At 61.8% G+C, this 22,098-nt stretch carries 24 protein-coding genes; 15 read left to right on the top strand and 9 right to left on the bottom strand.

What is annotated here, in order from left to right; translation table 11 throughout:
* Positions 1–7 precede the first annotated feature (7 nt).
* The 5 genes from G5149_RS07755 to G5149_RS07775 are packed head-to-tail and all read left to right on the top strand — an operon-like array spanning position 8 to position 4,216.
* A complete protein-coding gene (locus G5149_RS07755) occupies positions 8–841 on the top strand; it encodes an alkaline phosphatase family protein (RefSeq protein ID WP_421212196.1) in 834 nt (277 codons plus the stop codon).
* Positions 841–1,740, top strand: coding sequence for an ABC transporter permease (locus G5149_RS07760; protein WP_337073071.1), 900 nt, complete (start codon positions 841–843; stop codon positions 1,738–1,740). The genes G5149_RS07755 and G5149_RS07760 overlap by 1 nt, the downstream gene beginning before the upstream one ends.
* On the top strand, positions 1,733–2,509 hold the full coding sequence (locus G5149_RS07765) for an ABC transporter permease (protein ID WP_337073072.1): 777 nt from the start codon (positions 1,733–1,735) through the stop codon (positions 2,507–2,509). Before G5149_RS07760 ends, G5149_RS07765 begins: the two co-directional genes overlap by 8 nt.
* 6 nt (positions 2,510–2,515) lie before the next feature.
* Complete coding sequence (locus G5149_RS07770) at positions 2,516–3,523, top strand: ABC transporter ATP-binding protein (protein WP_337073073.1); 1,008 nt, start codon at positions 2,516–2,518, stop codon at positions 3,521–3,523.
* Between the two features lie 39 nt (positions 3,524–3,562).
* Positions 3,563–4,216 carry an HAD family hydrolase gene (locus G5149_RS07775; RefSeq protein WP_216979678.1) on the top strand — a complete coding sequence of 218 codons (654 nt, stop codon included), beginning with the start codon at positions 3,563–3,565 and terminating at the stop codon, positions 4,214–4,216.
* Positions 4,217–4,351: 135 nt separating this feature from the next.
* On the opposite strand, the gene G5149_RS07780 is transcribed toward G5149_RS07775, so the two are convergent.
* A complete protein-coding gene (locus G5149_RS07780; RefSeq protein WP_337073074.1) occupies positions 4,352–5,950 on the bottom strand; it encodes a diguanylate cyclase in 1,599 nt (532 codons plus the stop codon).
* A gap of 83 nt (positions 5,951–6,033) precedes the next feature.
* On the opposite strand from G5149_RS07780, the gene G5149_RS07785 reads away from it, so the two are divergent.
* Together G5149_RS07785 and G5149_RS07790 are read left to right on the top strand one after the other, a co-directional pair.
* Positions 6,034–6,474 (top strand): DUF2214 family protein, encoded by a 441-nt coding sequence (locus tag G5149_RS07785; protein WP_019445450.1) that lies wholly within the window; start codon positions 6,034–6,036, stop codon positions 6,472–6,474.
* Between the two features lie 131 nt (positions 6,475–6,605).
* Positions 6,606–7,505 carry a DMT family transporter gene (locus G5149_RS07790; protein WP_216979676.1) on the top strand — a complete coding sequence of 300 codons (900 nt, stop codon included), beginning with the start codon at positions 6,606–6,608 and terminating at the stop codon, positions 7,503–7,505.
* Between the two features lie 66 nt (positions 7,506–7,571).
* Here the strand turns inward: G5149_RS07790 and G5149_RS07795 are convergent, their stop codons facing one another.
* From G5149_RS07795 to G5149_RS07805, 3 genes are all read right to left on the bottom strand, one after another.
* A complete protein-coding gene (locus tag G5149_RS07795; protein ID WP_337073075.1) occupies positions 7,572–8,198 on the bottom strand; it encodes a glutathione S-transferase family protein in 627 nt (208 codons plus the stop codon).
* Between the two features lie 108 nt (positions 8,199–8,306).
* Positions 8,307–9,575: an O-acetylhomoserine aminocarboxypropyltransferase/cysteine synthase family protein gene (locus tag G5149_RS07800; RefSeq protein WP_337073076.1), complete on the bottom strand. Its 1,269-nt coding sequence runs from the start codon at positions 9,573–9,575 to the stop codon at positions 8,307–8,309.
* A gap of 150 nt (positions 9,576–9,725) precedes the next feature.
* Positions 9,726–9,902: a hypothetical protein gene (locus G5149_RS07805; RefSeq protein ID WP_005336463.1), complete on the bottom strand. Its 177-nt coding sequence runs from the start codon at positions 9,900–9,902 to the stop codon at positions 9,726–9,728.
* Between the two features lie 100 nt (positions 9,903–10,002).
* On the opposite strand from G5149_RS07805, the gene sgrR reads away from it, so the two are divergent.
* From sgrR to G5149_RS07820, 3 genes are read left to right on the top strand one after another with little or no spacing between them, the layout of a single operon-like run.
* Positions 10,003–11,721, top strand: a complete 1,719-nt coding sequence (sgrR, locus tag G5149_RS07810; RefSeq protein WP_421212197.1) for an HTH-type transcriptional regulator SgrR — start codon at positions 10,003–10,005, stop codon at positions 11,719–11,721.
* Positions 11,722–11,771: 50 nt separating this feature from the next.
* Complete coding sequence (locus G5149_RS07815; protein ID WP_005342765.1) at positions 11,772–12,167, top strand: acyl-CoA thioesterase; 396 nt, start codon at positions 11,772–11,774, stop codon at positions 12,165–12,167.
* 32 nt (positions 12,168–12,199) lie between these two features.
* Positions 12,200–12,913, top strand: a complete 714-nt coding sequence (locus G5149_RS07820) for a hypothetical protein (protein WP_421212198.1) — start codon at positions 12,200–12,202, stop codon at positions 12,911–12,913.
* Between the two features lie 44 nt (positions 12,914–12,957).
* Here G5149_RS07820 and G5149_RS07825 read toward each other — a convergent pair whose 3' ends face one another.
* The 3 genes from G5149_RS07825 to tyrS all read right to left on the bottom strand — a co-directional run bounded on the left by G5149_RS07825 (position 12,958) and on the right by tyrS (position 16,040).
* Positions 12,958–13,698 carry a lipase secretion chaperone gene (locus G5149_RS07825; protein WP_337073079.1) on the bottom strand — a complete coding sequence of 247 codons (741 nt, stop codon included), beginning with the start codon at positions 13,696–13,698 and terminating at the stop codon, positions 12,958–12,960.
* Positions 13,695–14,606 (bottom strand): lipase family alpha/beta hydrolase, encoded by a 912-nt coding sequence (locus tag G5149_RS07830; protein WP_421212199.1) that lies wholly within the window; start codon positions 14,604–14,606, stop codon positions 13,695–13,697. Before G5149_RS07830 ends, G5149_RS07825 begins: the two co-directional genes overlap by 4 nt.
* 168 nt (positions 14,607–14,774) lie before the next feature.
* A complete protein-coding gene (tyrS, locus tag G5149_RS07835) occupies positions 14,775–16,040 on the bottom strand; it encodes a tyrosine--tRNA ligase (protein WP_337073081.1) in 1,266 nt (421 codons plus the stop codon).
* 180 nt (positions 16,041–16,220) lie between these two features.
* Here tyrS and G5149_RS07840 point away from each other — a divergent pair, with 180 nt between their 5' ends.
* A complete protein-coding gene (locus tag G5149_RS07840; protein ID WP_337073082.1) occupies positions 16,221–17,030 on the top strand; it encodes a helix-turn-helix transcriptional regulator in 810 nt (269 codons plus the stop codon).
* A gap of 7 nt (positions 17,031–17,037) precedes the next feature.
* Here G5149_RS07840 and G5149_RS07845 read toward each other — a convergent pair whose 3' ends face one another.
* Together G5149_RS07845 and G5149_RS07850 are read right to left on the bottom strand one after the other, a co-directional pair.
* Positions 17,038–17,817 (bottom strand): substrate-binding periplasmic protein, encoded by a 780-nt coding sequence (locus G5149_RS07845; RefSeq protein WP_005342772.1) that lies wholly within the window; start codon positions 17,815–17,817, stop codon positions 17,038–17,040.
* 109 nt (positions 17,818–17,926) lie between these two features.
* Positions 17,927–19,150 (bottom strand): hypothetical protein, encoded by a 1,224-nt coding sequence (locus G5149_RS07850; protein WP_421212200.1) that lies wholly within the window; start codon positions 19,148–19,150, stop codon positions 17,927–17,929.
* A gap of 613 nt (positions 19,151–19,763) precedes the next feature.
* Between G5149_RS07850 and G5149_RS07855 the strand changes: the two genes are divergently transcribed.
* The 4 genes from G5149_RS07855 to G5149_RS07870 all read left to right on the top strand — a co-directional run bounded on the left by G5149_RS07855 (position 19,764) and on the right by G5149_RS07870 (position 22,074).
* Complete coding sequence (locus G5149_RS07855; RefSeq protein WP_216979669.1) at positions 19,764–20,288, top strand: GrpB family protein; 525 nt, start codon at positions 19,764–19,766, stop codon at positions 20,286–20,288.
* A 59-nt stretch (positions 20,289–20,347) separates the two neighbouring features.
* Positions 20,348–20,635, top strand: a complete 288-nt coding sequence (locus tag G5149_RS07860; RefSeq protein WP_421212201.1) for a hypothetical protein — start codon at positions 20,348–20,350, stop codon at positions 20,633–20,635.
* Positions 20,636–20,717: 82 nt separating this feature from the next.
* Positions 20,718–21,215 carry a GNAT family N-acetyltransferase gene (locus tag G5149_RS07865; RefSeq protein ID WP_005342775.1) on the top strand — a complete coding sequence of 166 codons (498 nt, stop codon included), beginning with the start codon at positions 20,718–20,720 and terminating at the stop codon, positions 21,213–21,215.
* Positions 21,216–21,219: 4 nt separating this feature from the next.
* Entirely contained in the window at positions 21,220–22,074 is an 855-nt protein-coding gene (locus G5149_RS07870) for an AraC family transcriptional regulator (RefSeq protein WP_337073165.1), read from the top strand.
* The last annotated feature ends 24 nt before the right edge of the window (positions 22,075–22,098 follow it).

Here is a 22,098-nt window from a genome sequence, read left to right on the forward strand (position 1 = left end):
GCGGCCAGTGCAACACAAGGTGATAGTGGTACTTGTGGATGGCCTCTCTGCCGGGGTAGCCCATGGGATGGGCTACCTCGCAGGCATGGTGGAGGCGGAGCGCGGTCTCTATACGACCTTCAGCTGTGCCCTGCCATCCCTCTCCCGGCCTCTCTACGAGTGCATCCTGACCGGTGTACCGCCGGTGGCGAGCGGCATCACCCACAACGGGGTGAGTCGCCTCAGTCTGCATGACTCCATCTTCCATCTGGCCCGCGCCGCGGGTAAACGCACCGCAGCGGCGGCCTACTACTGGGTGAGCGAGCTTTACAACAAGAGCCCCTGGCTGTCGGCCCGCGATCGCTTTACCCACGACGAGCAGCTGCCGATCCAGCACGGTTGCTTCTACTGGGATGACAACTACCCCGACAGCCATCTGCTGATGGATGGCGAGTGGCTGCGCAGCCATTACGATCCCGATTTTCTGCTGATCCACCCGATGGGGGTGGACGATGCGGGCCACAAGTTTGGCTTCGACTCCCGCCAGTACCGCAATCAGGCGCGCCGGATGGACAGCCTGCTGGCCGATCTGCTGCCCCAGTGGCTGGCGGAGGGGTATCAGGTGGTAGTCACCTCGGATCACGGCATGAACAACGACCTGAGCCACGGCGGCACCCTGCCTGAAGAGCGCACCGTGCCGCTCTGGCTGTTTGGCGATGCCTTCGTCGAACGCTGGCCGGATGGGGTGGCGATTGCCCAGACCCAGCTCTGCGCCCTGATGGCGGATCTGCTGGGTATTTCCCACGACAAGCCGGCAGCGCCACCGCTGCTCAAGGCTGCCTTTATGCGCGAGGTGCACTGATGATGCCTGCAACCACCGAGATCCTGGTGGATCAACCCGTGGCAACCAAGCAGAAGGTGCGCCGCCACTGGCTGCCCGCGCTGGTGCTGCTGCCCTTTATCCTCTTGATGATCCTGTTCCAGCTCGCCCCCATGGTGTGGGTGCTGGTGGGCAGTTTCCAGACCCCGGATGGCTGGGGCATCGACTACTACCGGGAGATTTTGAGCTCCCCCTTTTACCTGCAATCGTTCGGCAACTCACTGCGCATCGCCGGTCTCGCCAGTCTGGCGGGACTTGCCATCGGCACCCTCGGGGCGGCCGCGCTGCGCCACAGCGGCGAGCGAGTCAAGCGGGTGCTGCTGGCCTTTGTCACCATGACCGGCAACTTCAGCGGGGTGCCGCTGGCGTTCGCCTTTATCATCATTCTCGGGATCAATGGTGCGGTGACCCTGCTGCTGAAATCCTGGGGCCTCATCGACGGCTTCAACCTCTACTCGGGCAGCGGCCTCATCCTCATCTACACCTACTTCCAGATCCCGCTCGCCCTGCTGCTGCTCTACCCGGCCTTCGATGCGCTGCAGGATGAGTGGCCGCAGGCCGCCGCACTGCTCGGCGCAAGCAAGGGGCAGTATGTGTGGCACGTGGCGCTGCCGGTGCTGACGCCGGCGCTGCTCGGCACCCTGATCATCCTGTTTGCCAACGCAGTGGGAGCCTATGCCTCCGCCTACGCCCTCACCACCGGCAACTTCAATCTGGTGACCATCCGGGTGGCCAGTCTGGTCTCTGGCGACATCTTCCTCGAGCCCAACATGGCGGCGGCGCTGGCGGTGATCCTGATGGTGCTGCTGGGGGTGGTGACGGCCGCCAACCAGTGGCTGTTGAAAAAGAGCTATGTGAACAAGGGGCAATCCCATGCGTGATTTGCAACCGAGCTGGCCGCGCTGGGTGCTGGGGGGGCTGGTCGCCACCCTGCTGCTGCCGCTGCTGGCTACCTTTCTCTACTCCATCTCCACCCGCTGGGGGGCGACCCTGCTGCCGGATGGCTTCACTCTCGACTGGTATCTCAAACTGTGGGGCGACCCGCGCTTTCTGGCTGCGTTTGGCCGCAGCCTCCTGGTCTGTTTCGCCACCCTGCTGCTGGGGACGCTGGTGCTGGTGCCGACCGTGCTGGTGGTGGCCTACTACTTCCCCAAGCTGGATCCCTGGATGAACCTGTTGATCCTGCTTCCCTTTGCGGTGCCGCCGGTGGTCTCCTCAGTCGGGCTGCTGCAGATCTACGCCGACGGCATTCTGCCCATCATCGGCACGCCGTGGATCCTGATCGGCACCTGGTTCACCGTGGTGCTCCCCTTTATGTACCGGGCGCTGGCCAACAGCCTGCAAGGGGTGCCGCTGAAAGATCTGATGGATGCCGCCCACCTGCTGGGGGCGAGCAGCGCCCGCGCCTTCCTGCTGGTGGTGATCCCCTGTCTGCGCAAGGGGCTGCTGGCGGCGCTGTTTCTCTCGCTCTCCTTCCTGCTCGGCGAGTTCGTGTTTGCCAACATGCTGGTGGGCACTCGTTACGAGACCCTGCAGGTCTATCTCTACAACATGCGTTCAACCTCGGGCCACTTCACCAGCGCGCTGGTGATGAGCTACTTCCTGCTGACCCTGCTGCTCACCTGGGCGGCGAACAGATTTCATCGGTGAATCAACATGTTCCATCTAGAAGTGAATCAACTGCACAAATCCTACGGCGACACCAAGGTATTCGAGGGGATTGAATTCGGCATCCGCAAGGGGGAGCTGGTGACCCTGCTCGGCCCCTCCGGCTGCGGCAAGTCCACCCTGCTGCGGGCGCTGGCCGGGCTCACCCCGGTGGATGGCGGTCAGGTGCGGGTGGCCGGTGAAGATATCACCTGGCAGGAGCCCCAGAAGCGGGGCATCGGCATGGTATTCCAGAGCTATGCGCTGTTCCCCAACATGACGGTGCGGGACAACGTCGCTTTCGGCCTCAAAATGAAGCCCCAGCCGGGACGGGATCTGGCCGCCAGCGTGCAGGAGGCGTTGGAATTGGTGGAGCTGACCGGCTTCGAGCGCCGCTATCCGGCCGAGCTCTCCGGCGGCCAGCGCCAGCGAGTGGCGCTGGCCCGGGCTCTGGTGGTGCAGCCGCGGATCCTTCTGCTGGACGAGCCGCTCTCGGCGCTGGATGCCCGAATCCGCCGCAGCCTGCGCCAGCAGATCCGCGAGATCCAGCAGCGCCTTGAGCTCACCACCATCTTCGTGACTCACGATCAGGAGGAGGCGCTTACCATGTCGGATCGGATCTTCCTGATGAACAAGGGATCCATCGTCCAGAGCGGCACGCCGGAGCAGATCTACACCCGCCCCGCCAGCGAGTTTGTGGCAAGCTTTATCGGCAACTACAACCTGCTTGGCGCAGAGCAGGGCAAGTCGCTGTTTGGCCCCCGTTTTCAGGGCAAGCTGGCGCTGCGGCCGGAGTCCATCACCCTGCTGCCCGCAGGGGCGACCAGCAGCGAACCCAGCCTGCCCGGCATCATTCGCCAGCAACAGCTGCTCGGCAACGTGATCCGCTATCAGGTGGAGTGCGAGGCGGGGCTGTTAACGGTGGATTGCCTCAACCGCTCGGCTGGCGATTTGCTGGCCACCGGCAGTGCCGTGACCCTGGTAGTGGCCCGGGATCAACTCTGTGAGGTAGCATGACGCCTCGTTTCATTTTCGTTGTTACCGCAAGGAGCCCTCATGGCACTGGCACTGTTTGATCTGGACGAGACCCTGATTGCCGGGGATTCCGCCAGCCTCTGGCTGGAGTACATGGTGGCCGAGGAGCTGGCCCCCGCCAGCATGATCGCCGAAGAGCAGGCGATGATGTCCCTCTACCATCAGGGCAAGATGGATATGCACCAGTACATGGCCTTCACCCTGCAACCGCTGGCGGGCAAGACGCGCCAGTGGCTCGACTCGCTCTGCACCCGCTTTGCCGAGCAGGTACTGCGCGATCGTATCTATCCGGAGGGGTTGGCACGTATCGAATGGCACCGCCAGCGCGGTGACGAGCTGGTGCTGATCTCCGCCTCCGGCGAGCATCTGGTGGCCCCCATGGCGAAGATGCTGGGGATGGATCACTGTGTCGCCATTTTGCTCGATGAGGAGGAGGGGATGCTGACCGGCCAGACCCGCGGCACCCTCAGCTTTCGTGAAGGCAAGGTGGCCCGCATCAACCAGCTCTTTGCCGGCAGGGACCATCTCTGGCAGGGGAGCTTTGGTTATAGCGACTCTCACAACGATCTGCCCATGCTGCGGGCGGTGAGCCATCCCCATGCGGTCAATCCGGCCCCCGCGCTGCGTCAGCAGGCCGAGGAGCTGGGCTGGCCGGTGTGGGTGTGGCAGCGCTGAGTTGTGCGCTCAAACAGGCTCAATACACGGCAAAAATAGCGATATAAACAACAGAGAGAGGCCGTTGCCTCTCTCCTGTCTTCCTTTCCTGGTTGCGTTCATTCTGTCTCCCGCCACGATGACCGCCGAGTTGGCTCAAGGTGAGGAGGCCTCTTCCATCTGACCGTTGCCACGACGCTGGGGGAAGCAGATACGATTTTTCCCCTCCCGCTTGGCCTGATAAACCCCGCTGTCGGCCAGCTCTATCAGCTCCTTGGCCGAGAGTCCGGAGTGACTCAAGGCCACCCCACCGCTGAGGGTAATGGTCAGTTCCGGCTCTCGCCACTCCAGTTGAGTGACTGCGAGTCTGAAGCTCTCCAGCAGTGAGGCAACCTCATTCATTTGCATCTCCAACCGCAAGATCAGCACCAGCTCCTCGCCACCGTAGCGGCAGAACCAACCCCACTGGTCAAACATTTTCATGCCCAGCTTGCTTACTCGCCTGAGGACTATATCCCCTGTCTGGTGGCCAAAGGTATCGTTGACTTGTTTGAAGTTATCGAGATCGAACATCACCACGAGGAAGGGGGGGCCACTGCCGAGCTGTCTTTGCAGGCACTCGTCGAAGAAACGGCGGTTGTAAAGACCGGTAAGCTTGTCCTGATTGGCTTGCTGGCGGATCTGGGCAAAATCCTGGCTGGCGGCATCCATCTCTTCATAGACCTTGGCCAGCTCCAGCATGCGGCTACCATGATAGGCTTTACCGCCAGAACGACTGGTGCGGATCAGCAGGGTAATCTCTCCCAGCATGCGACGGAAATAGCGGGACCAGAGCAGTGCCAGCAGCAGATAGAGAATGCAGGCGAGTGCAATCATCAGCTGCACGTTGATGGAGACGCTGTCGATCACCTGCTGCATGCTGGCAGTCGGCTCGACGCTGAGCAGGATCCAGCGCTGCTCGGGGATGCGGTAGTAGGAGACCATCAGGCCGCTGGCATCATCGAGGAAGAAACCCTGCGGCTGTTGCATTTGTGCCAGCCATTCAAGATGGGTGAGCGGCTTGAATACCCGTTCGCGATCCGGATGGGCCAGCACCAGCCCGTCATGGTTGAGCAGGAGCTGATAGCCATTACCCAGATGGTGACTCTGCTCATGCCGACTGTTGAGCCAGCTGGCGAGGGGGGTGAGCTGGGTATCCAGCGAGAGTACGCCAACCCGCTTGCCGTCAGGATCTTCAATCACCCTGGCCAGCGCCATGGTGAGAGTGCCCAAGGTGTAGTCGTAATAAGGATCAGTCCAGACAATCTGTCCGGGATGGCTGGCGGCCAGCAGATACCAGGGGCGGGTTCTGGGATCGAACTTCTCGTCGGCCTGCCAGGAAGGGTGGATCAGCATCTTGCGATGCTCGGTGCCCACGTAGACGTAATCGAGCTCCATCACCTTGTGATAGGCCTGCCACTGTTGCAGGTAGCGCTCGCCGTTAAGGATCTCCGAGCCGCTGAAATCCTGATAATTTACCTGCTGATAAATGAGCGTAAACTGGCGTTTGAGGGTCGCCAGATAGGGTTCGATCAGGGTATGGAAATACTGGGTGTTGCGAGCAATCAGGTTCTGTTGCTGCTCGTGGCGCAGGGTGCGCTCCATATGCAGGTAGTAGATACTGCCGAGCAGCAACACTGGGATAAAGAGCAAGAGGAGGCCCAGCCGCATGCGGGTGATCAAAGACCAAGTATTCTTGGGCTTGGCGGGGGACATGAACAGATCCTTTTCGTCTCGGGTGACACCAGCATATATGATGCTGTGCGGCTCGTCTAAAGGCAGAAAATGAGATGTTTCCGATGTTGAACCACACTCTGCTCTCAATGATTCATTATGGCAGCATAGCGGTGCTAATCCTTGCCCTCTGTGTCGAGTATCTGATCTTTCGGCGCGGCCTGAACATGCTGCGAGTGCGCCGCTTGCTGCTGGCAGATGGGGTGGCGGCGCTGGCGCTCTTCTCCATCTTTGCCACCGGGAGTCTGCTGGCCCTCGAGCATGCCAGCTCGGTGGCAGAGATCTTTGCCCATCCTGCCCACGGTCTCAAGATGGGGCTGTTTCTGCTGATTGTCGGCTCCCTCGTTTATCCCAGCCGCCTCTTCTATCGCTGGCGTCGCGCCCTGCGTCTGGGCAAGGCGCCGATGATCTCCATTCAGCAGCACTTCCGGGTGGTGTGGATCCTGCGGGGCAATCTGCTACTGATTGCCCTGTTGGCCGTGTTCACCAAGCCCTCGCTGCTGTAACACTCGCGGTGCTCAAAAGCAGTGCGATGCAGAGCGTTGAGAGCGAAGACAAAGAGTGGAGACAAGAGGATAGGGAGGCGGGTATCTTGGATCGGATAACCCGTCACGCGCCGATTTAAGGAAGAATCGCCATGCGCTCCAATCTGATGTTGCTGATGGCTGCCACCATCTGGGGTATGGGCTTTGTCGCCCAGCGCCTCGGGATGGATCACATGGGGCCCTATACTTTCAATGGCCTGCGCTTTCTGCTCGGCGCCCTCTCCCTGCTGCCGCTGCTCTGGTGGCTCAAATCCCGACAACCTGTTGCCGTCGCGGGCGACCATCGCCAACTGCTGATCGGTGGTGTGCTGGCCGGGCTGGTGCTGTTCTGTGCCGCCTCCCTGCAGCAGGTGGGGCTGCTTTATACCACTGCCGCCAAGGCCGGTTTCATCACCGGGCTCTACATCATTCTGGTGCCGGTACTGGGGCTACTGCTGCGCCACAAGAGTGGCCTCAATACCTGGATCGGCGCCATCATCGCGCTGGCCGGTCTCTATGTGTTGAGCGTCACCGACGAGTTCACCATCGGCTTTGGCGATCTGCTGCAGGTGGTCGGCGCCCTGTTCTGGGCCGTGCACCTGCTGCTGGTGGATCACTACTCCAACCGGGTTGCCCCCATCAAGCTCGCCGGGGTGCAGTTCGTGGTCTGCGGCCTGCTCAGCCTCGCCACCGCCGTTGTTATCGAAACCCCGACGTTAAGCGGCGCAGTGGCCGGTTGGCAGGCGCTGCTCTATGCCGGGCTGGTGTCGGTCGGGGTGGGTTATACCCTGCAGGTGGTAGGGCAGCGGGGTGCTCATCCGGCCCACGCCGCCATCATCCTCAGTCTGGAGACCGTCTTTGCCGCCGTGGGTGGCGTATTGTTGCTGGATGAAACGCTGGACGAGCGCGCCATTGCCGGTTGTGCCCTGATGCTGGCGGGGATGCTCATCTCCCAGATCCGGCTGCGCTGGTGGTGGAAGTCGCGCCGGGACAAAGTGCCAGCGACCAAGTAAACCGCAGCCCGCAGCATAACAAAAACGCCCCGACAGTCGGGGCGTTTTGCATGATGGCGACTCGGGTCAGGGGCGCTGATCCAGCTCGCGCTCCAGCTCCATGGCCTTCTGACGGGCCGGATGGGTATTGAGGCGCTGCCAGTAGGCTTGCAGGTGCGGGAAGTGGGCCAGCTGACCGCTTTGCGCCAGCAGATCCACCAGGAAGGAGTTCATGATGTCGGCGCCGGAGAGGCGATCCCCCACCAGATAGTGGCGACTCGCCAGTACCTCATTGAGGTAGCCCAGCACCTTGGCACACTCTGCTTTGGCGTAGTCCGGCAGGAAGCGCATCGGGCTGCCATCCTTGCGCACAAACATATCCAGCAGCAGCGGCAGGATGCCCGAGCTCTCGGCAAAGTGAAGCCACTGCAGGTATTCGGGATAGTCGGGGCTATCTGATGCCGGTGCCAGCCGATCTGGGGCGTAGCGGGCAATCAGGTACTCGGTGATGGCGCCCGATTCTGCCAGCACCCGGCCGTCGAACTCGATGACCGGCGACTTGCCGAGTGGATGGATGGCTTTTAGCTCGGGCGGTGCCAGAAAGGTGGTGGCATCGCGCTGATACGCCTTGATTTCATAGGGCTGGCCCAGCTCTTCGAGCAGCCAGATGATGCGTTGGGAGCGGGATTTGTTCAGGTGGTGCAGGACTATCATAACGACCTCGATTCGGTGGCAGGGTGGGGTATACGAGCGGGCGAGGGGTGTGGTTCACCGGCAGTAAAAAAAGAGCGGGCTTATGCCCGCGCTCTCTCATTGACTGACTTATGCCTCCAGCGCCTGATCCAGATCCGCCAGAATGTCCTCGATCGCCTCGATCCCGACCGACAGACGGATCATCTCGGGTTTGACTCCAGCCTTGGCCTGCTCCTCCTCGCTCAACTGGCGATGGGTGGTGGAGGCGGGGTGGCAGGCCAGCGACTTGGCATCGCCGATGTTGACCAGCCGCTTGAAGATCTTCAACGCATCGTAGAAACGCACGCCCGCCTCGTAGCCATCTTTCAGCCCGAACGAGAGAATCGCCGAGGGGCGACCGGCCATGTACTTCTCTGCCAGCAGATAGTGCGGGTGACCCGGCAGACCGGCGTAGCTGACCCATGCCACCTTGGGGTGATGCTTGAGGTGGTTGGCGACCCGCAGGGCGTTGTCGACGTGGCGCTCCATGCGCAGGCTCAGGGTCTCCAGCCCCTGCAGCAGCAGGAAGGCGTTCATCGGCGCCAGCGCTGCGCCGGTATTGCGCAGCGGCACGGTACGCACCCGCCCGATAAAGGCGGCCGGGCCAAAGGCCTCGGTATAGACCACCCCGTGATATGAAGGTTCCGGTTTGGTCAGCTGGGGGAAGCGCTCGGCGTGATCCGCCCAGGGGAACTTGCCCGAGTCGACGATGACGCCACCCAGCGAGTTGCCGTGGCCGCCGACATATTTGGTCAGGCTGTGGACGACGATGTCAGCGCCATGTTCGATGGGTTTGCACAAGACCGGCGTGGCGACCGTGTTGTCGACGATAAGCGGCACGCCACGGGCATGAGCTGCCTTGGCCAGTGCGGCCAGATCGACGATGTTGCCCGCCGGGTTGCCGATGCTCTCGCAGTAGACCGCCTTGGTCTTGCCGTCGATGAGGGCGGCGATGGCCTCGGCACTGTCATCCTTGGCGAAGCGCACTTCAACGCCGAAGCTCGGCAGCATGTGGGCGAACAAGGTGTAGGTGCCGCCATAGAGCTGGGGTGTGGAGACGATGTTGTCACCGGCTGCGGTCAGCGCCTGAATGGCATAGGTGATGGCGGCAGAACCTGCCGAGACCACCAGTGCGGCGATCCCCCCTTCCAGCGCGGCCATCCGCTGCTCCAGCACATCATTGGTGGGGTTCATGATGCGGGTGTAGATATTGCCCGGCACCGCCAGATTGAACAGATCCGCCCCGTGCTGGGCGCTCTCGAACTCGTAGGCCACCGTCTGGTAGATGGGTACGGCAACGGCTTTGGTGGTGGGGTCGTTGGTAAAGCCGTGGTGCAGGGCTAGGGTCGCATCTTTCATCACACACTCCTTGTTGGATGTTGCTTATGGCAGTTATAGATGGATAGACGTCCAATCTATCAGGCCCGTGGCCGTTGTAAACAGCAAGATCCGGCAAAGCAATTGCTCCCGCAGGGGATGCGCATCCCGCGTGGCTGGCACGGCTCGCACTCAGAGACGGCGGCGATACTCCTTGTCGTCGATCTGGTTCATATCCCACTGCATCAGGCGGTTGAGCTGCTGCATGGGATCCTCGATGAGTGGCAGCGGGCGTGGCAGGATCCGCTTGAAGTAACGGCGCAAGGTCTGCTGGATCCGGTTCGGTTTGAGGGGGTTGGCGTGGCTCATGATGGTGCTCCTGTGCGGTGGTTCTCACGTTCATCAGCAGTATTGAGCTAAAATGCGGAAGTAAAAACTGATGACTTATAGCAACAGGATTTCCTCTTTTATGCCGACCGGTCGCCTCTACCAGCAATTTCAACGACTCGCCCAGCTGCTTGGCAGCGACGAACGGGAGATCAGCCTCGCCGAGGTGGCGGATCTGCTCTGCTGCACCCCGCGCAACGCCCGCCTGCTGCTGCGGCGGATGCAGGATCAGGGCTGGCTCAGCTGGTCGGCGGAAGCGGGGCGGGGGCGGCGCTCCCGACTCACCCTGCTCGATAGTCAGGAGAGCCTGACCCGGCGCCGCTTGCGGGATCTGCTCAGTCAGGGCCAGCTGGCGCAGGCGGTACGACTGGCCGAGGATCGCCTCGATCTGCTCACTCCGCTGCTGATCGAACAGCTCGGTCAGGCCACCCGCGAGGGGCGCCAGATCCTGCGGGTGCCCTACTACCGGCCGCTGCCGCAGTTGCTGCCCACCGGTCCGATGCGCCGCTCCGAAATCCACCTGAGCCGCCAGATCTTCAACGGCCTCACCCGGCGAAATGAGGAAAATGGGGAAATCGAAGGGGATCTCGCCCACCACTGGGAGTGTCTGGGCCCCTGCCACTGGCGCTTCTACCTGCGCCCGGCGGTGCGTTTTCACCATGGTCGCGAGCTGGTGGTGGAAGATGTGATGGAGAGCCTGCTGGACCTGCGGGCTCGCCCGCTGTTCGCCCATCTGGATCGGCTGGAGAGCCCCTGGCCGCGCACGCTGGATCTCTATCTCGACAGCCCGGATCCCTGGCTGCCCCACCTGCTGGCCGAGCCGGTGGCGACCATTTTGCCGCGGGAGCTCAAGGGGGAGGCAGGCTTTGCCCTGCAACCGGTGGGCACCGGCCCCTACCGGGTGGCCGCCAACGATCCCTTGCATCTTTGCCTTGCGGCGTTTGACGACTACTTCGGCCTGCGCGCCCTGCTCGACGAGATCGACATCTGGATGTTGCCGGAGCTGGCGGAGCGACTGGAGACCCACCTGCAGCTGGGACGCGACAGCCCTGAGCTCGGCACCATGCGCGGCGAATCAGAGCTGGAATCGGGCTGCTACTTCCTGCTGCAGGACGATCGCTCCGGATCCTTGCGGGATCCCGCCCTGCGCCAGTGGCTCGGCCAGCTGCTCAATCCGGTTGCCCTGATGGGGCGAGTCGCCCCCGAGTTGCAACGGGGCTGGACCAGCGCCCTCGGCCTGCTGCCCCACTGGCGCGAAGCGCTGTCTGCGCCCTTGCCCACACCGGCGCAGTTGCCGGGAAGACTGGTGCTTGCCTGCTTCAACCAGCATCTGGAGTTCAACGAGTGCGCCAACGCCATGAGCAGCCTGCTGGCCGAACAGGGGATCCGGCTCGAGGTGCGCACCCTAGATTACAGTCGTTGGGTGAGTGGCGAGGATGAAGATGTGGATCTCTGGCTTGGCACCCTTAACCTCGAACATGCCGGCCCATTTGCCCCCTACGTCTGGTTGCAGGGCACACCGCTGCTGCGCAAGGTATGGGGCAGCCAGTACACCTTGTGGCAGGGATTGACGCAGTGGCGCGCCAGCGGTGAGGAGCCTGGGCCGCGAACCCTGCTGGCAACAGTGCAGCAGCAGGGCTGGTTTGTGCCGCTGTTTCACCACTGGCTGGAGCTGGAGAGCCGGGTCGGTGTGCACGGGGTTCGCATGACGGCGCTCGGCTGGTTCGATTTTCGCAGCGCCTGGTTGCGGCCGGAACTGGCTGTCAGCACTCGGGATAAGACGGGGGAGCTTGAGTCCTGATGCGGGGCGCGCTAGCCTGAGCGCGGTCCCATGACAAGGAGTCACCCGCCATGCTGGAAATGCAGATCCAACCCCGCTTTCAGGAGACAGATGCACTCGGCCATATCAATAATACGGTGCCGGCAGTCTGGTTCGAGTCGGCGCGGGATCCCCTGTTCCGGATCTTCTCGCCCGATCTGGATGTGCACAACTGGCATCTGATCATTGCGGGCTATACGGTGCAGTTCAAACGGGAGCTGTTCTACGGCCAGTCGGTCACCATCAAGACCGGTGTACGCCGCATTGGCAGCAGTTCCTTCACCATCTGGCAGGAAGCCTGGCAGCAGGGGGAGCTGGCCGTCACTGGCGAGACGACCCTGATCCATTTTGACTATCGGGCACGGCAATCCATCCCTCTGAGCGAGACTCACCGGGAGGGGCTGCGGGCCTGGTTGATAGAGAGTTAACCCGGGCCTTTCGGCCAACACACAGGACATATATGCGCAATACCGTGATCGCTCTGAGCCTCGGCTTGGGGCTGGGGCTCTGCTCCCTGCCGTCTCTGGCGGCAACGCTCGCCGAACAGTTCTCCCTGATGGAAAAGGGGGCCGCGAGTGCCCTCGATACCCGTCTCTTCAGCCACGACGGCGTCGACATCAAGGCCTGGGTTGATGGTGCCCCCGTCATCATCGCAGTGCCCATCATGAACGAGTTGGGCAAGCTGGAGGGGGAGAGCCGCTATTACTTCAAGGGGGGCAAGCTGTTCGGAGTCAAAGAGCCTGCCGCCCAGTTCGCCTTTGACGACAGCGGCAAGCTGACCCAATGGCTGGACGAAAAGGGTCAGCCCGCCGAGTTCGTCAGCAAGATGAGCATGCAGCAACGTCAGGAGTGGCTCACCAAGCGGGCCGCCGAGCTGAGCAAGCTCTTTGCTCCCGGCGCTGCCGAACAGAAGGCGGCCAAGGGCAGCGTCAAGCTCAAGGGGGGTGAGCTCGCCCACTGGCTCTGCAACGGCAAGCTGATGGAGCTGGCTGGTGGTGACAAGGTGATCTTCGAGCAGGAGAAGCTGAAGATTGGCGAGCAGGGGATCGAAGGGGAGGTCTCCCTGCGTCAGGATAAGGGGTGGCAGGAGCTGAGCCTCAAGTGCGAGGTGCAGGGCAATCAGGTGACTCGCCTCACCTGGCAGCCGCTGCCGGCGACTAACAAGCCGCAATAAGCGCACCACAACAAGGGGCCCATCGCGGGCCCCTTATCATTGGCTCATTGTTCCCCCTGCTTCATCCGGGCGAGCGCCTCGACCCGGCGCCACTGTCCGGGTTCGAACCAGCGAGCCAGCAGCTCCTGCTGCTGTTCGGTTCTGGCGGTGGCAGGCAACTGCTCCAGCTCGGCCAGATAGCCATTGAGCTGCTCCTTGAATCCCTGCCGGCTCTGCTCAAGCTGATGCATCCGATCCACCGCTTCCGGCCCTGCCTTCTCCAGCAGCTCGGCATCCCGTCTGGCTGGCTCCATCTTTTCCAGCGCCTGCAGTTCGCCCAGCAGGCGGCTGTTGGCTTCGGCCTCCTGAAACCACCGGGGCTGCGCCGCCAGCCAGAGCTCCAGTTCGCTGGCCAGCTCCTTCTTGTCAGCATCGCTTGCTTCGGCCAGTGCCTTGCGGCGCAGGGTCAACTGCTCCATCAGACGATCTTCGGCGAACAATTGTTCCTGCTCGGCCGGTGTGAAGCTCTGTTGGCGCAGTAGCTCCCGTTCGTCGAAGAGGATCTGCAGGCTGGCGAGGGTGATATCGGTGGGCACCGTCAGGCTGCTCTGGGCGGAGACAAAGGTGCGATAGCGCGCCTGCAGGGCATCGGCGGCCTCCTGCTCGGGATCGTGCGGGTGGCTCTGTGCATGCTGGCTGGCTTGAGCGGTTGATGAGTCTGCCGTCGGTGCCGTGGGCAAGAGCAACACCCCGCCAAGCAGCAGGGTGATGGCGCAGGGCACGACGAGCAGGGTGGCAATCTTCATAGTCCCAGCTCCTTAAGACGGTTGGCATGCTGGCGATAGAGGGTGACCGGATCAGTCTCGAACAGATGGTGGATGCCGAAGGACTGGTTCACTTCGTCCAGATGGTTCATCCGGTAGCTGGTGCCGATCACCTTGCCGAGGTGGCTGCTGCAGACCCCGACCAGCCCGTCATTGGGCTCCTTGAAGAAGGCGCCGGTCAGAGCCAGCGCAGGATCCACCGGATCCAGCAGATTGGTCAGGTTGCCGCGCCCACTCCAGGAGAAGTAGTAGACGCCGTTGTTGGCCTGCATCGGCCCCTCGCCGCAATACTGGCTGGGCAGTCCCTCCGGGTAGCGCTGGTTGAATTGGCTGGCCCCCTTGCTGGTGAGGGCATCGAGCGCGGCGACCGGATCTTGCGGTAGCTGGCTCCCGCCGGAGAGCAGTGAAATCATGCCGGAGAGAGCGTGGGCCGCGGCGGCAGCCAGCTTCTCGGCGGCGCTGCCTGGGGTGGCGTTGGCCCGTACCAGATCGGCAATCTCGGAGCCATAGTTGACTCCGCCGACGCTGGTGGCGGAGGCGACCAGTTCGGGGGCGACCGAGGCAACATAGCGGATGGTGGGGCCGCCGTGGGAGTGGCCGATCAGGTTGACCTTCTCGGCACCGGTGGCAGCCAGCAGCAGCTCAACCTGGGCGAGCAGTTGCTCCCCCCGTTGCTCCGAACTGGCGGTGGCCGATACCTGGGCCACGTAGACTTTGGCTCCATCCCGGCTCAGGGCCTGGGGAATGCCGTAGAAGTAATCGACCCCGAGCAGCTTGTCGAAGCCGAACAGGCCATGCACCAGCACTATGGGGTAGCGGGTCTGGGTGTATCCGCTGGCGTGTGCCAGCATGGGCAGGGTACAGAGCAGCACCAGAAGCCATCTCTTCATCATCAGCATCCTTGTTGATTCGTGAGGAACAGATTGTGTGGCGTACTCCATGTTCGCCGGTGCCAGTATGGTGGCTGCTGACGGGAGAGGCTGTGAGGGGGATCGCAACTCGGGATTCAAAAGGGATTCAGGGTGCGGGCGGGGAGGCTGTGCTCCCCGCCCCGCGGCTTATTGCCACTCCACCAGGTAGTACTGCTTCTTGCCCCGGCGCAGCAACAGGTAGCGACCAAACAGCCGATCCGCAGTACTCAGCAGCTCATCCTGCTTGAGCACCCCGTTGAGGCTGATGGCGCCCGCCGCCAGCAGTTCACGGGCGATGCGCCTGGAGTTAGCCAGACCGCAGCTGACCAGCAGACTGACCAGATCGGTCTCGCCGCTGATGATGCTGCTCGGCATGCCATCCTGCGCCAGCTGGGCCAGATCGCTCTCGCCGAGGCGGGTCACGTCGCCGCTAAACAGCAGTTCGCTGATGCGCTGCACCGCCGCCAGCGCCGCTTTGCCGTGCACCAGCTCGGTCAGTTCGTTCGCCAACACCTGCTGGGCCAGCTTGCGCCCTTGCCGCGTGGCATCCTCTGCCTCCAGCGCCTCAATCTCGGTCAGCGGCATAAAGCTGTAGTAGCGCAGGAAGCGGTAAACATCCTCGTCCGCCGTGCCGAGCCAGAACTGGTAGAAGGCGTAGGGGGAGGTGAGGGCCGGATCGAGCCAGACCGCACCACCCTCGGTCTTGCCGAACTTGGTGCCGTCTGCCTTGGTGATAAGTGGCAGGGTCATGCCGTGGACCTGCGCCTGATGGAGGCGACGGGTGAGATCCATGCCGCTGGTGATATTGCCCCACTGGTCGTTGCCGCCAATCTGCAGGGTGCAACTGAGCCGCTGGTACAACACCGCAAAGTCGTAGGATTGCAGCAGGGCGTAGGAGAACTCGGTGAACGAGATGCCCTGGTCCGGGCGAGCCAGTCGCTGGCGCACAGACTCCCGCGCCAGCATGGCGTTGACCGAGAAATGCTTGCCGATATCCCGCAGAAAATCGAGGGCGGACATCTGTCCCATCCAGTCGACATTGTTGACCAGTTGCGGGGCCGCCAGGCCTTCATCGGCGGGCAGCAGCGCCCTGATTTGGGCCGACAGACTGGCGACCCAACCCTGCACGGTATCGGCACTGTTGAGGCTGCGCTCGGTCGCCTTGAAGCTGGGATCACCGATAAGGCCGGTTGCCCCGCCCACCAGCGCCACCGGCGTGTGTCCCGCCAGCTGGAAGCGGCGCAGCATCAAGAGCGGAACCAGATGACCGATATGCAGGCTGCCAGCGGTGGGATCAAACCCGCAGTAGACGGTGCGCGGGGTAGCAAGATGATCGGCCAGGGCCGCTGGGTCGGAATTCTGGGCCACCAGGCCGCGTCGGGTCAGCTCATCAAGCAGGTGGGGGGTGATCATGGGTTCTCCAACAGCAAGGGGAAAAAACCACATCCTCGCCCCTCTGGCTCGCGCCGAATATGTCCCCCAGGGGACAGTTTTGTCACTCTCGTGCTAGCATCCGGCCATCGTCTGATCATCACACGACCATCGCGGGGAGCTAACCCGCCATCCGGAACTTATCGCCATGAACCAGCGCCCATGATCCAGCCTCTCGCCACAGATGCCATGACCCGCAGTATGACCGAGGTGGTCGATGCCCTGCACAGCAGCGCTTTTCCGGCGGCGCTGGTGCGGCTGATCCAGCAGCAGGTGGCGTTTGATTGCGCCCTGTTGCTCGGGGTTGGGCAGCGGCCCGTCTATCTCTACGACAACCTCAATCATCAGCGGGCCCTGCTGTTTGATCGCTACCTCACCAGCCACTTCAGTCAGGATCCCTTTATGCAGGCGCTGGAGCAGGGCTTGCCTGCCGGCGTCTGGACCCTGGCGCAGGTCTCCCAGGGGCGGCTCGATCCCGAATATCGCCACCACTTCTATCAGGCCACCGGCTGGCAGGAGGAGGTGGGGATGATCCTGCCGGTGCGGGACGGACTGACGCTGATGCTGTTTCTTGGACGACTCGACAAGCGCAGTACTCTCAGCCGTGACGAGCTGGCACGGTTGGAGCAGCTGTTCCCGCTGGTACATTCGCTCTGTCGTCAGCAGTGGCGGCAGAGCCAGCCGCTGCTGGCCCTGAGCCCGGTACAGCCAGATGGCACTGATCTCAAGGGGGCTGTGGAGCAGGCTATCGCCAGTGTGGGGGGAGATCGGCTAACCCGGCGTGAGCGCCAGGTGGCGGGATTGCTGTTACAGGGGCTGGATACAGAGGGTATTGCCGCAACTCTGGGCATTGGCTGCGGCACGGTGAAGAACCATCGCAAGCACCTCTATAGCAAGCTGCACTTGCGTTCACGGGCCGAGCTGTTTCATTTCTTCCTCAACCACCTGATCACCACAGAGGGAGGAAGATGAACCGGGGTTATTCGATCCGCGGTAACGGCTTATCGCTTTGGGGCAGGTTACTGAGTCGCTGGTAGCGCTCCATCAACTGTCGGTATTGGTTGCCGAGACGTACTTGGTCGAGGGCTTGCTGCAACCGGGCGATCTGCTGCCGATCCGCCCGCGGGTTGAAGGCAAAGCAGTTATCCTGCTCTTCCAGCACAGCGACAGAGGTGAAATCTTCCGGCGCGAATCCCAGCGCTTTCAGTTGATGGAATAACATCACTTCGTTGCCTGCCACCAGATCGGTGCGTGCCATGATGAGCTGGCGTACCACCTGATCCATGCGCTCCACTGCCATCATGTTGCCCGGGCTGATGCCGCGGTTGAGCAGTAGCTGCTCCCCCACGTCAGCCTGCATTACCCCGACCTGCAGTTTAGCCAGATCTGCCTTGTCGGTGACTCTGGGAGCATCCTGCTTGCGTCCGACCAGCGTCACTCGCGAGTGGCTGATGGGGCAAACCCAGAGGAAGTGGGGATCACGCTCTTTGGTGCGGGCGGTGGTAAAGAGAACTGCTTCCGGTTGCTGGGTCAGCAGATACCAACCGCGGGCCCATGGCATAAATTGGATAGGTTGCTCCGGCTCCCCCAGCTCACGCCAGATCAGCCGCAGTAACTCTACTGCCAGCCCGATGGGCTTGCCCTCCTTGTCGAGCCCGTTGAGGGGCATGTTCTGCTCCGAGTAATAGATAAAGGCGGCCCGTGCGGGGAAGCTGGTCAGCAGAATCAGGGCGATAAGGACCACGAGCAGGGATCGCATGGCGCACTCCTTGTGCAGTGAATTACCTATCAGTCTATGTGTCCTTGGCCAGAAGTTCATAGTCGGGTCGCGGATAACGCAACAGGCCACCTCGCGGTGACCTGCCGAATTATTTCAGCAGGGCTTCCATCTCCGCCTCAGCCTTGGCACGCGCTTCGGCTTCTGCCGCTCTGGCGGTATCGGCGATGCTCTCTCCGGCCGTATGGGGGGCGGCACTGACAGCCTGTTTGGCAGGGGCGGCAATGGCCTTGGCCGCTTCTTGCGTTGCAGTCGCAGCGGCACTGCTGACAGCCTGTTTGGCTGGCGCAGCAACGGCCTTGGTTGCTTCTTGTGTCACGGTCTCGGCGGCACTGCTGACAGCCTGTTTGGCAGGTGCGGCAATGGCCTTGGTCGCATCTTGCGTCACGGTCGTGGCGGCACTGCTGACGGCCTGTTTGGCAGGCGTGGCAACGGCCTTGGTGGCTTCTTGCGTTACGGTCGTGGCGGCACTGCTGACCGCCTGTTTGGCAGGCGTGGCAACGGCCTTGGTGGCTTCTTGCGTCACGGTCGCTGTAGCGCTGCTGACAGCCTGTTTGGCTGGAGTGGCAACGGCTTTGGTCGCTTCTTGCGTCACGGCGGCAGCGGTGCTGCTGAATGCCTGCTTGGCCGGTGCGGTGGTTGCACTGCGGGTCAGGTCGGTCGCGCCTTGGCTCACCGCTTGCGTGACCTGGCCGGTGGCGTTGGCGGCTGCGCCGCTGATGGCCTGGCTAGCGCTGTTGGTCAACGAGCCGGTGACACCGCGGGTCACGGTGCCAAGTGCGCTACCAAGGGAGAAGGGGGAGGCGTCGCTCTGACTGGTCGCCGCGCCACTCAGGGTGTTGGCCGCCGGATTGAGCTGGCTGGTTGGGTTCTGCCAGCCCTGCATGGCGGTTGGCCAGGTCGGAGCCGTGCCCGCCAGATTTTCGCCAAAGGTCTGGGTGGTGCCATCCCCTTTTTGCAGCAATACCGACATCTGGTTGGTTTGCGAGTTCCACACCATCCCCGCCTGTCTGGCGATATCCGGCACGGGGGCATACTCGGAGACCACATAGAAAAGCGGCCCCTCTTGTTGCAGCTTGTCGGCCGTCTTGAGCAACTGCATGGTGCTGTCGTAGTGGGGACCAAGGATGGCGGTCATCCGATCCTTGATCAGGGGTTGTTCGAACAGATTGACCTCGTTCGGGTCAAAGCCGACCAGCGGCTTGAGCAGAGCCCACATCAGCTGGCTGGTGGGGCTCATCATCAGCAATGGGGCAACGCAGGCGGACAACATCAGGCTCAGGCAGGCCGCCTTGAGCAACGGCATGATACGCATTGGGATAAGATCCAAATAACGATTTGATAAATAAGGTTATATTTTGTCAGGAAGCGACAAATTCACCGGGAGTTTGCGCGTGGCAGCGAGAGACTGCCCGCAGGCGCTGGCAGGCTACCATATTGGCTCCACAATACCAGCAGGCTGTATGATTATCCGTCAAGTAAACTCGGGCCGGGTTGCTGGTCTGAGTGAGCCCGCTGGCCTGGTGTGCTCAGGGATGGTGTTGCCAGTAGCCAGATGGTCGCAGGATACGAAGATGATTTGAGGGGATCAGCGAGGCTTTTCTTGATCCAGCTAAAGACATAGGCGTGATCCCTGTCGCATAATGCAGCTCCTTTCTACTCTTGGCTGGAACCTAAGAAATGGCTCGTCGCTCTTCCAATGCACAACGTCGTCGCAGTAGCTGGTGGTACAAACGCCTGTTGGCAAGGGAGCGGCAAGAGCGCGAAGCGCGTTCTGTCCGGGATTGATAACGCATTGAAAAACGGAGCCTCGGGCTCCGTTTTTGTTGCTGGTCATTTGTCGTGTAGCTGGCCGTCTGGTTATCTTGTCCAGCCATCGCATACCCTGTTGCCCGATGCCATCGGCAATTATCCAGAGAGCTAAAATCGTGAGAGTCGACGTCGTATCCTACAACCCTCAATGGCCAGTCCACTTTGTGGCGGAAGAGACCCAACTGCGCAGTGTGCTGGATCATTGCCTGCTGGCTGTCCACCACATTGGCAGTACCTCGGTCCCTGGTCTGGCGGCCAAGCCCATCATTGACATCATGCTGGAGGTGTCATCACTGGATCGGCTTGATGAGCAGAACGGGCAAATGGAGGTGCTGGGTTATGAGGCGATGGGGGAGTGCGGGATTGCGCGTCGCCGCTATTTCCGCAAGGGGGGTGATGAGAGAACTCACCAGATCCACGCCTTCTTGCAAGGGGATGACCATGTGCGCCGCCATCTGGCCTTTCGTGACTATCTAAGAGCCCACTCGGCTGCATGCAGGGAATACGCCGAGTTGAAGCAGGCGTTAGCTGCGAGCTGTCAGCATGATATCGAGCGTTACTGTGCGGGCAAGAATGCCTTTGTGAAAGAGCATGAGACGCGCGCGCTGCGGTGGTTGGCTGGGCTGGGGCCTGCTCTCTGAGCGAGCGTGTATGCAACGGAAAACGGGGCCTGATGGCCCCGTTTTGTTGCTGATGGTTTTTGCCAGCTAGTGAGTCGGCGCAGCAAGGTGACCAGTGCCAGCTCGACCCGCTTGGCGTAATCAATGTCGGCCTGCTAGAGGAGATCGAGCTGGGCCGCATCGATGGCGTTATTCTCCACATTGATGAGGGCACGCATCAGGAGCGTAGCAAGGCTGTTGTTGTCGACCACGGGGCATCACTGTCGCTGTGCAGTGTTCTTGCTGTTATGGTTTTTCTCCTCGCAGACACAGAACCGGTCCAGAGCGTTGCCCAGCGATGGGTCAATCGCTTTTTCATCGCCCCTTGATAGGCAAGACAAATAGGTGCAGGTGGGGGATGTGTAACCACGTCGGATATTGCATGATGAAGGCTTCGAGAAGGAGCCTCATATGCGTATTTCTATTCGTCATGCCGAACCCGCAGATGCCCCCGCCTTGCGGGATCTCTACGCCATGCCCAATGCCCAGGCGGGCACCTTGCAGCTGCCTTTTCCGACCCTGGGGGTATGGCAACAGCGGCTGGAACAGAGTGGAGTGGTGTCACTGGTCGCTGAGGTGGAGGGGCAGTTGGTGGGCCAGATCTCCTTGCACGTAGAGCCCAATCCCAGACGCAAGCATGTGGCCAGTATCGGCATGGGAGTGCGGGATGACTGGGCGGGCAAGGGGGTTGGTTCGGCCTTGTTGGAGTCCGTGCTGGAGATGGCCGATAACTGGCTCAACCTGCACCGGATTGAGCTGACCGTCTATACCGACAATGAGGCCGCACAGGCGCTTTATCGCAAGTTCGGTTTTACCGAGGAGGGGCGAGCCCGTGACTATGCCTTCCGCCAGGGGCGTTATGTGGATGCGCTCTATATGGCCAGAGTGGCGGGGAGCGTCAGTCGCTAACGGCATGGTCGATTATCAGGCCAGATTGCGCCCGGTGATCCGGGCGCTGGAGCAGAATCCCGAGCTCTGCCTCAGTGAGGCGGCCAGTCTTGCGGCGCTCTCCAGCTATCACTTTCATCGGGTCTTTACCGCCGTCACCGGTGAAACCCCGGCCGAGATGCAGCGCCGCCTGCGGTTGGAGCGGGCTGCTCGCTCTCTCTGCTACAGTCGCGACCCGATCACCGAGATTGCCTTCTCGGCCGGTTTTGCCAGCTCACAGGCCTTTGCCAAGGCGTTTCGCAAGCAGTTTGCCATGGCACCGGGGATGTTGCGCCGCCAGCCGTCACTCTTGCAACTGAGCAAGAATGGACACGCGGCTGCCCGGGTCTCTGATTATGCTGAAGGCCGTTCCAGTGAAAGGAGGCTACAGATGAAAACCGAACAGATGGCTGCGCGCACTCTGGCCTATATCCGGGTCACCGGCCCTTACGGCATAGGCTATGAGCCGGTGTGTGACCAGCTCTATCAATGGGCTGTCGGGTTGGGCTTGGCCGAAGGGGAGTGGATCTTCATCTACCACGACAACCCCGAAGTGACGGCTCCCCAGCAGTGCCGCACCGATATTTGCGTCACCGTGCCGGCGGGGACCAAAGGCCGCGGCAATGTGGAGATCCAGCTGCTGGCGGGCGGCCGCTATGGCCAGTCACGTTTTACCGTGACCGACCCGGCCCAGTACCCCGCACTCTGGCAGCAACATATCGGTGAGGTGGTAGCGGCCGGTTTCGAATTTGATGATCGACCCTGTTTCGAGCTCTATCACAGCTTCGATCCGCTGACCAAGGTTGCGGATGTGAGCTTTTGCTCCAGCCTAAAGGGTTAGGGCACAACAAGACGTAAGGGATGG

The sequence above is a fragment of the Aeromonas sp. 600479 genome (assembly GCF_049175515.1).
GTDB lineage: Bacteria > Pseudomonadota > Gammaproteobacteria > Enterobacterales > Aeromonadaceae > Aeromonas > Aeromonas veronii_A.